Annotated in this window: 9 protein-coding genes; 4 read left to right on the forward strand and 5 right to left on the reverse strand. The window is 69.2% G+C overall.

Features of this window, described 5'->3' with window-relative positions; translation table 11 throughout:
• Positions 1–279 (forward strand): DUF2380 domain-containing protein (locus tag AC3XYG_RS12270; protein ID WP_489140117.1); only part of this gene is annotated, 279 nt, incomplete at its 5' end.
• A 55-nt stretch (positions 280–334) separates the two neighbouring features.
• Here the strand turns inward: AC3XYG_RS12270 and AC3XYG_RS12275 are convergent.
• The 4 genes from AC3XYG_RS12275 to AC3XYG_RS12290 all read right to left on the reverse strand — a co-directional run bounded on the left by AC3XYG_RS12275 (position 335) and on the right by AC3XYG_RS12290 (position 4,665).
• Positions 335–1,447: a branched-chain amino acid ABC transporter substrate-binding protein gene (locus tag AC3XYG_RS12275; RefSeq protein WP_489140118.1), complete on the reverse strand. Its 1,113-nt coding sequence runs from the start codon at positions 1,445–1,447 to the stop codon at positions 335–337.
• A gap of 233 nt (positions 1,448–1,680) precedes the next feature.
• Positions 1,681–2,703 (reverse strand): SIS domain-containing protein, encoded by a 1,023-nt coding sequence (locus AC3XYG_RS12280; protein ID WP_489140119.1) that lies wholly within the window; start codon positions 2,701–2,703, stop codon positions 1,681–1,683.
• Positions 2,684–3,784 (reverse strand): N-acetylglucosamine-6-phosphate deacetylase, encoded by a 1,101-nt coding sequence (nagA, locus tag AC3XYG_RS12285; RefSeq protein WP_489140120.1) that lies wholly within the window; start codon positions 3,782–3,784, stop codon positions 2,684–2,686. The genes AC3XYG_RS12280 and nagA overlap by 20 nt, the downstream gene beginning before the upstream one ends.
• On the reverse strand, positions 3,781–4,665 hold the full coding sequence (locus tag AC3XYG_RS12290; RefSeq protein ID WP_489140121.1) for a glucosamine kinase nucleotide-binding domain-containing protein: 885 nt from the start codon (positions 4,663–4,665) through the stop codon (positions 3,781–3,783). The genes nagA and AC3XYG_RS12290 overlap by 4 nt, the downstream gene beginning before the upstream one ends.
• A 140-nt stretch (positions 4,666–4,805) precedes the next feature.
• On the opposite strand from AC3XYG_RS12290, the gene AC3XYG_RS12295 reads away from it, so the two are divergent.
• The 3 genes from AC3XYG_RS12295 to cysQ all read left to right on the forward strand — a co-directional run bounded on the left by AC3XYG_RS12295 (position 4,806) and on the right by cysQ (position 7,953).
• Entirely contained in the window at positions 4,806–5,678 is an 873-nt protein-coding gene (locus tag AC3XYG_RS12295; protein ID WP_489140122.1) for a MurR/RpiR family transcriptional regulator, read from the forward strand.
• Between the two features lie 116 nt (positions 5,679–5,794).
• Entirely contained in the window at positions 5,795–7,168 is a 1,374-nt protein-coding gene (locus tag AC3XYG_RS12300; protein WP_489140123.1) for an aspartate aminotransferase family protein, read from the forward strand.
• Positions 7,165–7,953 carry a 3'(2'),5'-bisphosphate nucleotidase CysQ gene (gene cysQ, locus AC3XYG_RS12305; protein ID WP_489140124.1) on the forward strand — a complete coding sequence of 263 codons (789 nt, stop codon included), beginning with the start codon at positions 7,165–7,167 and terminating at the stop codon, positions 7,951–7,953. Before AC3XYG_RS12300 ends, cysQ begins: the two co-directional genes overlap by 4 nt.
• A gap of 226 nt (positions 7,954–8,179) precedes the next feature.
• On the opposite strand, the gene AC3XYG_RS12310 is transcribed toward cysQ, so the two are convergent.
• Positions 8,180–9,181, reverse strand: a complete 1,002-nt coding sequence (locus tag AC3XYG_RS12310) for an OmpA family protein (RefSeq protein WP_489140125.1) — start codon at positions 9,179–9,181, stop codon at positions 8,180–8,182.
• Positions 9,182–9,545 lie beyond the last annotated feature (364 nt).

Here is a 9,545-nt window from a genome sequence, read left to right on the forward strand (position 1 = left end):
TCGCCCTTCGCGGCCGAGGTGGCGGCGACGGCCCCGCGCTACGAATGCGGTGACTGCTGGCTGGCAGTGGCCCGGAAGAGTGGGGCGACGCTGGCGGTGGTCGCCAGCGTGCACAAGGTTTCAACCTTGATCTCGACCATGGACATCCGGATCGCCGATCTGCGCACCGGCCAGTATGTCGGCCATGCCCAGGGCCAGATCCGCGGCGACACCGACGCGGCCTACCAGCGCGGCGTCGACTTCCTGGTGGGCGAACGGCTGCTGCGGCCGCCACCATGAAAAAGGGGCCGGCTGGGCCGGCCCCTTTCGCAGCGATCCCGCAGGAGGATGCGGCTTACTTCGCCGGCTCGAAGGTCGTGCCGGTGCGGCGGAACAGGGCGTAGCCGGACTTGGTGCGGTCGCCCTTCGAATCATAGGCCATGTCGCCGATCACGGTCTTGTAGTCGCTGCCGTCATGCAGCGCCGCGGCGACCTTGGCCGGATCGGTCGAGCCGGCCTTCTTCGCCGCCTCGGCCCAGACCTGGACCGCGGCATAGGCGTAGAGGGTGTAGCCGGCCGGATCGATGTTCTTGGCCTTCAGCGCCGCGACCACGTCCTTCGCCGCCGGGTTGGTCTCGGGCGGGTTGTCGATGGTCAGCAGCACGCCTTCGCCGGCCGGGCCGACGATCGACCAGAAATCCTGGGCGTAGAGGCCGTCGCCGGAGATGAACTGCGCCTTCAGCCCCTGGTCGCGCATCTGGCGCAGCAGCAGCCCGGCCTCGTTGTACAGGCCGCCGTAATAGACGACGTCGATGTTGTCGGCCTTCAGCTTCGAGATCGTGGCGGAATAATCGAGCTCGCCGGGCGTGATCGTCTCATAGGCGGCTTCCTTCACCCCGGCGGCATTGACGACCGCCTTGGTGGCATCGGCCAGGCCCTTGCCGTAGGTGGTCGAATCCTGGACGAAGGCGATCTTCTTGCCCTTGAAATGCTCGGAGATGTAGGCGCCGGCGACGTTGCCCTGCTGGTCGTCACGGACGACGGTGCGGAACACCGTCTTGTAGCCCTTCTCGGTCAGGTCCACCGCGGGGGCCGAGGGGGTGATCATGATCACGCCTTCCTCGTCATAGACCGCGGCGGCGGCGACGGTGGAGCCCGACAGGGTGTGGCCGATCACGGCGACGACCTTGTCGTTCACCAGGTCGTTGGCCACCTGCACCGCCTGGCGCGGGTCGCCGGCATCGTCGCCGAAGACGACCTTGATCTTCTCGCCGTTGACGCCGCCGGCCGCATTGATCGCCTCGACCGCCGCCTCGACGCCCCGGCGCTCCTGCAGGCCGTAGGGCGCGTTGCCGCCAGACAGCACGAATCCGGCGCCGATGGTGACGTCGGCCCAGGCGACCGTCCCCCCGAGGACCGTGGCCAGCGCCAGAACCGAGGCAAACGTCCCGCTGCGGACTCTGCTCATGCGAATCTCCCCTCTGTCGTATGGCGGGCCGGATGCCCGCGCTTTGGGCAGAAGGTAAAGCGAATACGGGCCGGGCGTGAATCTGTTTGTTACAGACTGCAACTTTCCGCCCGCCCCGGTTCGTTTCGATCGGCCGGCGGGGCGGGTTCGTCAGGAAAATATCCCGAACCGGCCGCATGCTGGTCCGGGATTGCGCCGCTCGGGTTTGTGCCGAATCGGCGGTTGGCCGAGGGTCAGACCGTCTCGGTCACCTTGCTCAGGTTGCGCGGGGCGTCGGGCGACAGGCCGCGCGCTTCCGACAGGCCGGCGACGAAGGGGTAGAACGCGCCGATCGCCAGGATCGGGTCCAGCGCGGGGTGCAGCGGCGGCGGCAGCGGCAGGGTGGCGCCTTCGACATCAGGCGCGCCGGCCAGCAGCACATTGGCGCCCAGGCCGCGGAACTCGGCCGCCATCTTCAGCACGCTGTCCCGGCCGCCATCGTTCGGCGCATAGGCCAGCACGGGATAGCCGGCTTCGACCAGCGCCTTCGGCCCGTGCATGATCTCGGCCGCGCTCATCGCCTCGGCCTGCAGGATGCAGGTCTCCTTGAACTTCAGCGCGCTCTCCTGCGCGACGCCCAAGTTCAGGCCGCGGCCGGCGACCATCATCCGGTCGGCCTTGGCCAGGGCGTCGGTCGCTGCCGACCAGTCGCACCGGGTCGCGGCCTCCAGCGCCTCGGGCAGCCGCTGCAGCGCGGCCTTCAGCTCGGCATCCTCGGCCCATTCGGCGAACAGCCGGGCGGCGACCACCAGGCTGGCGATGTAGGATTTGGTGGCGGCGACGGCGCGCTCGTGCCCGGCGTGCTGGTCCAGCATCACCTCGGCCGCCTGGGCCGCCGGGCTGTCGGTCGAATTCAGGATGGCGATGGTCAGGGCGCCGCGCTCGCGGGCCCGGCGCAGCGGCGTCACCAGATCGGGGCTGCGGCCCGACTGCGATATGGCGATGGCGACGCTGCCCTTCAGGTCCAGGTCGCTGTGCCCCAGCGTCTCGAGCGAGGGCGGCAGCGAGGCGGTGACGACGCCGAGCCGGCTGCCCAGGAGGTAGGCGGCATAGGTGGCGGCGTGGTCCGAGCTGCCGCGCGCGATGGTCACGCCGAAGCGCGGCCGGGTGCCGCGCAGCCGGGCGGCGAGATCGCGGTAGAGGTCGCCATCGGCCGCGAGCAGCTCGGCGATGCGGGCCGGCGCCTCGCGCGCCTCTTCAAGCATGATCGAGGTCAATGGACTCTCCTTCGACATGGACGCCGCGAACCTGCAGTTCGGCGTCGAGAACAACGATATCCGCCCAGGCGCCGGGTGTCAGGCGGCCGCGATCGGCGAGGCCGAGATAGTCGGCGGCCAGGGTCGCGGTGCGGCGCGACGCCTCCTCCGGCGCCAGGCCGATCGCGACGAAATTGGCGAAGGCCTTGTCCATGGTCAGGCAGCTGCCGGCCAGGGTGCCGTCGTCCAGCCGCACGCCGTTGCCGCATTTGCGCACGGTGTAGCGGCCCAGCTTGTAGTCGCCGTCCGGCATGCCCGAGGCTGCAGTCGCGTCGGTGACGGCATAGAGCGACGGGATCGCCCGCAGCGCCGCCCGGATCGCACCGGGATGGACATGCAGCAGGTCGGGGATCAGCTCGGCATGCTCGGCATGGGCCAGGGCGGCGCCGACGATGCCCGGCGCCCGGTGGTGCAGCCCGGTCATGGCGTTGAACATGTGGGTCACGCCGTCGACGCCGCGGGCGAAGGCCTCGGCCGCCGTCTCGTAGTCGCAGGAGGAATGGCCCAGCTGCACCCGGATGTCGCGCGCCGCCAGGAAGGCCTGCAGGCTGCCGTCGGGGTCGGCCTCCGGCGCCCAGGTGACGACCCGGATGTCGGCCCGGTCGCAGAAATCCGCCATCAGGCCGAGATCGCCCGGGATGGCATAGGGCGGCTGGGCGCCCAGCCGGTCGGGACTAATGAACGGGCCTTCCAGATGCACGCCCAGCACCCGCGCCTCGCCCGGCCGGCGGCCGGCGATGACCCGGCCGGCGCCGTCCAGCGCCGGGCCGATCTCCTCGACCGGCGAGGTCATGGTGGTGGCCAGCAGTGCGGTGGTGCCGTGCCGCGCATGGGTGCGGGCCAGGGTGCGGATCGAGTCCTCGCCGTCCATGGCATCGGCGCCGCCGCCACCATGGCAGTGCAGGTCGATGAAGCCGGGCAGCACCAGCGGCCCCTCCATACCGGGCACCGGTTCGATCGCGCGGATATGGGTGTCGTAGTGCAGCCGGCCGGCGACCCAGCCATCGGGGGTCAGGATGCGGCCTTCGAGGGTCTTGGTCATGCGTCGCTCCAGGCTTCGCCGGGGGCCAGGGACCGGGCCAGCAGCACTGCGCCGTCGCGGGCATCGCCCTGCGGCGGGCGCAGCCGGGCGGCGATCGCCGGGTCCATATAGGGGCGCAGCGGCGCGGCGAGGCTGCCGCCGGCGCAGAAGGGCAGGGCGCCGTCGGGGTCCAGGGCGCGGGCCAAGCGGTCGACCTCGCGGCCGGCGGCCTGCATCAGCCGGACCGCCGCAGGGTCGGCCTGCGCCGCCAGCCGCACCACGATCGGCGCCAGCGTGGCGTATTTGGTCGAGGGCGCTTGGTAGGTCCAGGACAAGAGCTTGGGCCCGGTGGCGCCGCAGGTCTCGAAGATCGCCCGGTGCAGCGCCGAGCCCTCCACATCGCGGCCGTCCAGCAGCTGCAGCGTCTCGGCCAGCGCCCGCAGGCCCAGCCAGGCGCCGCTGCCCTCGTCGCCGACCGGGAAGCCCCAGCCGCCGACCTGCCGGGTGCCGCCATCGGCGTACAGGGCGCTGCCGACCGTGCCGGTGCCCAGCGCTATCGCGGCGCCGGGCTGGCCGGCATGGGCGCCCAGCGTCGTCGCATGGGCGTCGGAACACAGGCGCAGCCGGGAGAAGCCGGGCGCCTTGGCGCGGAATTCGGCCCGCTTCTCCGGCCGGCCGGTGCCGGCCAGGCCGCAGGCGATCACCGCGTCGGGAAAATCGGCTTCGGCGACGCCGGCCGCAGCCAGCGCGGCCCGGATCTGCCCCCAGGCGCCGTCGACGCCCAGCGTCAGGCTGGACGGCCCGGCGGTGCCTTCGCCCAGCACCCGGCCATCGGCATCGACGGCCCGCAGCCTGGTCCCGGTCGCGCCGCCATCGACGCCGATATGGATGCGTGTCGCCATGCCCTGGTCCCGGAGTGACGGCCGCAACCGGCAAGCCGGCGCGTGGGCTGGTCTATACCACCTCTCCGGAAGGCCGGCCATGGCGGAATGCCGTTCCCTCGCACGCGAAGTTGCGATTAATATTCCAAAGAACAGAACATTTGGAACGGCTGTTGCGCATGGCGGGGCTGGAAGCAGGGGCGATCGAGACGGCGCCGGACAGTTTCGAGGCGCTGCGCGCGGCCATCGCCGCCCGCTACCCCGGGCTCAGCAAGCGGCTGAAGACCATCGCCGAATTCGCGCTGGCCCATCCCGACGTGATCGCGCTGGAGACTGTGGCGGTGATCGCGGCCCGGGCCGATGTCCAGCCCTCGGCGCTGGTCCGCTTCGCCCAGGCGCTCGGCTTCGACGGCTTCTCGGAGATGCAGCGCCTGTTCCGGGCCCAGCTGGTCGAGCGGATGCCGAGCTATGACGACCGCATCCGCACGCTGGACGCCCGCTTCGGTGCCACCGAGGCAGATTCCGGGCCGCTGAACGCCTTCATCGACACCTCGATCGGCGCGCTGGAACGGCTGCGCGGCGATGTCGACCCGGTGGTGTTCGCCCGCGCGGTCGACATCCTGGCCGGGGCGGATTGCATCCACCTGGTGGCGCAGCGCCGCTCCTTCCCGATCGCGGTCTACCTGTCCTACCTGCTGGCCCAGCTCGACCGGCCGGTGCATCTGCTCGACAATTTCGGCGGCATGCTGGCGGAACAGGCGCGGGCGATCCGGGCCGGCGACGCCCTGCTGGTCGTCACCTTCCGCAGCTATGCCCCCGATGTGCTGGAGGTGACGCGCCGGGCGCGCGAGGCCGGGGTGCCGGTCGTCGCCATCACCGACAGCGACCTCAGCCCGGTCTACCCGCTCGCCGATGCCTGCTTCGTGGTGCATGAGGGCGAGATCGACGCTTTCCGTTCGCTGTCGGCGACGCCCTGCCTGGCCCTGACCCTGGCCGTGGCCCTGGGGCGGCGGCAGGGCGAGGATGAGGGCTGATCGCACTTGGCGTATCGCCGGGCGGCACCCCCGGCATGCATGAAACGCCCGGGACGGCGTGCCTTCGATCTGTAACCATTGGGGGCAATCCAGAAGACTGCCGGGAGGCCGACCTCGTGATTCCCAATTCCACCGCCGCGCGCGACGTCGCCTACCTGCTGCACCCCTATACCAATCTCAGTGCCCATCGCGAGACCGGGCCGCTGGTGATCAGCCGCGGCAAGGGCATCCACGTCTATGACGAGGAGGGGCGGGAGTACATCGAGGGGCTGGCCGGGCTGTGGTGCGCCGGCCTCGGCTTCGACCAGGAGCGGCTGGTGGAGGCGGCGACGCGGCAGATGCGGCAGCTGCCGTTCTACCACGCCTTCGGTGGCAAGGTGCCGGACGTGCTGGTCGATCTGGCCGAGGCGCTGATCGCCATCGCGCCGAAGCCGCTGGAACGCGCGCTGTTCGTCAATTCCGGGTCCGAGGCCAACGACCTGGCGGTCAAGATCGTCTGGTACGTCAACAACGCGCTGGGGCGGCCGGACAAGAAGAAGATCATCGCCCGGCGCAAGGGCTATCACGGCGTCACCGTGATGTCGGGCAGCCTGACCGGTCTGGCCTATGCCCAGGACGGCTTCGACCTGCCGGTCAGCCGTGTCGTGCATGTCGACACGCCGCACCACTACCATGGCGCCGAGCCGGGCGAGAGCGAAGAGGACTACGCCACCCGCCTTGCCGACCAGCTGGAGGCCACGATCCAGGCCGAGGGGCCGGACACGGTGGCCGCCTTCATCGCCGAGCCGGTGATGGGCGCGGGCGGCGTGATCGTGCCGCCGCGGACCTATTTCGAGAAGGTCCAGGCGGTGCTGCGCCGGCACGACATCCTGTTCATCGCGGACGAGGTGATCTGCGGCTTCGGCCGGACCGGCAACTGGTTCGGCTGCAACACCTACGGCATCCAGCCGGATATCATGACCGTGGCCAAGCAGCTCTCCGCCGGCTTCCTGCCGATCGCGGCGACGCTGGTCTCGGGCCGGGTCTACGAGGCCCTGGTGGCGGGCAGCGACAAGCACGGCATGTTCGGCCACGGCAACACCTATGGCGGCCATCCGGTCGCCGCGGCGGTGGCGCTGGAAACCCTGAAGATCTACCACGAGCTCGACATCGTCGACCGGGTGCGCCGGGTCGGTGCCGTGCTGCAGGAAGGCCTGCGCCGCTATAGCGACCATCCGCTGGTGGGCGAGGTGCGCGGCATCGGCCTGATCGCAGGGGCCGAGCTGGTGGCCGACAAGGCCAGCCGCGCCAATTTCGACAAGAGCCGCGGCATCGGCGCCGGCCTGGTCCGCCGGGCCCAGGCGCATGGCCTGCTGACCCGCGCCATGCCGGGCGACCTGATCGGCTTCTGCCCGCCGATGATCATCGACGAAGCCGGCATCGAGGAGATGCTGCAGCGATTCGAACTGGCGCTGGAGGAGAGCTGGGCGGCGCTCCGCGAAGCAGCATGAGCGGCCAAGCCGCTCAGCCATTGGTCCTGCCGCCGATCGAGGCGGTGGTCGATCTCGCGCGCCGTGCCGGCCGGGTGATCCTGGAGCATTACGCCGCCTTCGACGGCACCACGATTCGTAAGCAGGACGGCAGCCCGGTCACCGCCGCCGACCATGCGGCGGAGGCGCTGATCCTGCCGGAGCTGCGGGCCATGACCCCCGGCGTGCCCGTGGTGGCGGAAGAGCAATGCGCCGCCCAGGGCGTGCCGCCGACGGCCGAATGCTTCTGGCTGGTCGATCCGCTGGATGGCACCAAGGAATTCCTGCGCCGCAACGGCGAATTCACGGTCAACATCGCACTGGTGATTGCCGGCGTGCCGGTGCTCGGGGTGGTCGACGCCCCGGCCCTCGATCGCCGGTTCTGGGCCACCTCCGCTGGGGCCTGGCAGCAACAGGGTGATGCGCCGCCGCAGCGGATCACGGTGCGGACGCCGCCGGCGGAAGGCCTGGTGGTGCTGACCAGCCGGTCGCATCGCGACGACCCGCGGCTGGAGGCGGCGCTGGCCGGCCAGCATGTCGCCGAGCGGCGCGTGCTGGGCAGCTCGCTGAAGATCGCGCTGATCGCAGCGGGGGAGGCGGATCTCTATCTCCGCTTCGGCCCGACCATGGAATGGGATACGGCGGCCGGCGATGCCGTGCTGCGCGCCGCCGGTGGCGGCATCGACGGCCCGGCCGGGCGGCCGCTGGCCTATGCCAAGCCAGGTTTCGCCAACAGCGGATTCACCTCCCGGGGCGCGACGGCCTGACCTGCCTTGCGGGTCACGCCCGCACAGCCAAGACCTCACTGAACATCATTGGTCCTGTCATCCCCGCGGAAGCGGGGATCTCTTCGTCACGTCGATCGCGGCGAGAGATTCCCGCTTTCGCGGGAATGACGGCAAGGGAATTGCGATGCATTCCCAGACCCCAGACGAAGAAAGGGGCGCCCCGAAGGACGCCCCAATCTCCCGATGGGATCTTTAGATCGTCCGATTACTGCAGGACGATTTCGACGCGACGGTTCTGCGGCTCACGGACACCGTCCGCGGTCGGGACCAGCGGATCGGCTTCGCCGACGCCGCGGGTCACGATGAGGCCGTCGGCAACGCCGTCCGAGACCAGTTCGCGACGGACCGACTCAGCGCGACGCACCGAGAGGGCCTGGTTGTAGCGATCCGAACCGGAACGGTCGGTGTGGCCGGTGACGCCGATCTGCGTGGTCTTGCCCTGGAGGGCGTCAGCCGCGGCCGAGGCCACGATCTGCTTGGCTTCCGGGGTCAGACGCGAGCTGTCGAAGTCGAAGAACACCAGGTAGCTGCGGCCGGCGACGACTTCGGTCTGCGGGATCACGTCCGGAGCCGGCGCGAAGGTGTAGCGCAGGCCGACCAGGATCGTGTGGTTGTTGCTGCTGTCGTACTTCAGGCTGGCGCCCTGGTCCTTGAACGTCGGCTTGGTGTTGCCGAGGTAGCGGTATTCCAGGTTGGCGGCCAGGTTCGGCGAGAAGTTGTACGACACACCGGCGATGCCCTGGTAGGCAAACTGGGTGTTGAAGTCGTTGAACTCGAAGCCGTGCTGCTTGAGGCTCGAATTGATGAGGGCGACACCGACGCCACCACCGATGTACGGCACGAACGGCGAGCCGAACTCGAAGTCGTAGTAGGCGTTGGCCATCACGTTGATGGTGCGGACGTTACCGTTCTTGAAGACGGTGCCGTTGCTGAGGGTCGACTTGTCGATGTTGTTGGTGCGCAGGCCCACTTCGGCATCCGCACGGAACGAACCCCAGTCGTAACCGAGGTAGACATCGCCGGCCGGGCCGACGCTGTACTTCGACTTGCCGTCGACGTTGCTCTGCTTGACGTCAAAGCTGTCTTCCTGACGGAAGTTCACACCAGCGCCGGCACCGACGTACAGGCCAGTGGCCTGCTGCGCCATGGCAGGGGCTGCGAGGAGCAGGGCGGCCGCGCCGACGGCGTAAAGCAACTTGTTCTTCATAATTCATACCTCGCTGATCACGGTTCAACCGAGGTCTCGTCCCCCGCTTCCTTCAAGGGCTGCGACCAGACCGCTCCCTTTGGATTTACGATGGTCGGGCTTAGACCGCAATTGAAATGGACCATGCTGTTGCGAATTTCGCGCAGTGTTGCAGCGATGCACCACCACCCCGGCACGGCCATTCGCGATCGGGTTAACCGATTGTTTGGATTTTGGAAACGGAAAAGAGCCAAAAGCAAAAGGCTTCACAAATGCGACGTTGTTGTGACACCGCACCGAATTGGCCCGAAAATCCCGGAATCTCAAGATTAGTCAATGAAAACAGTGCAATGGATTAACAATCTGTAACCACATCTCCGCTTGG

This window comes from Inquilinus sp. (assembly GCF_057815775.1).

Bases quoted from the DNA above. Each gene is read 5' to 3' on its own strand.
- AC3XYG_RS12290 (WP_489140121.1), bottom strand. From the start codon at position 4,665: ATGGCGACACGCATCCATATCGGCGTCGATGGCGGCGCGACCGGGACC.
- AC3XYG_RS12275 (WP_489140118.1), bottom strand. From the start codon at position 1,447: ATGAGCAGAGTCCGCAGCGGGACGTTTGCCTCGGTTCTGGCGCTGGCC.
- AC3XYG_RS12310 (WP_489140125.1), bottom strand. From the start codon at position 9,181: ATGAAGAACAAGTTGCTTTACGCCGTCGGCGCGGCCGCCCTGCTCCTC.
- cysQ (WP_489140124.1), top strand. From the start codon at position 7,165: ATGAGCGGCCAAGCCGCTCAGCCATTGGTCCTGCCGCCGATCGAGGCG.
- nagA (WP_489140120.1), bottom strand. From the start codon at position 3,784: ATGACCAAGACCCTCGAAGGCCGCATCCTGACCCCCGATGGCTGGGTC.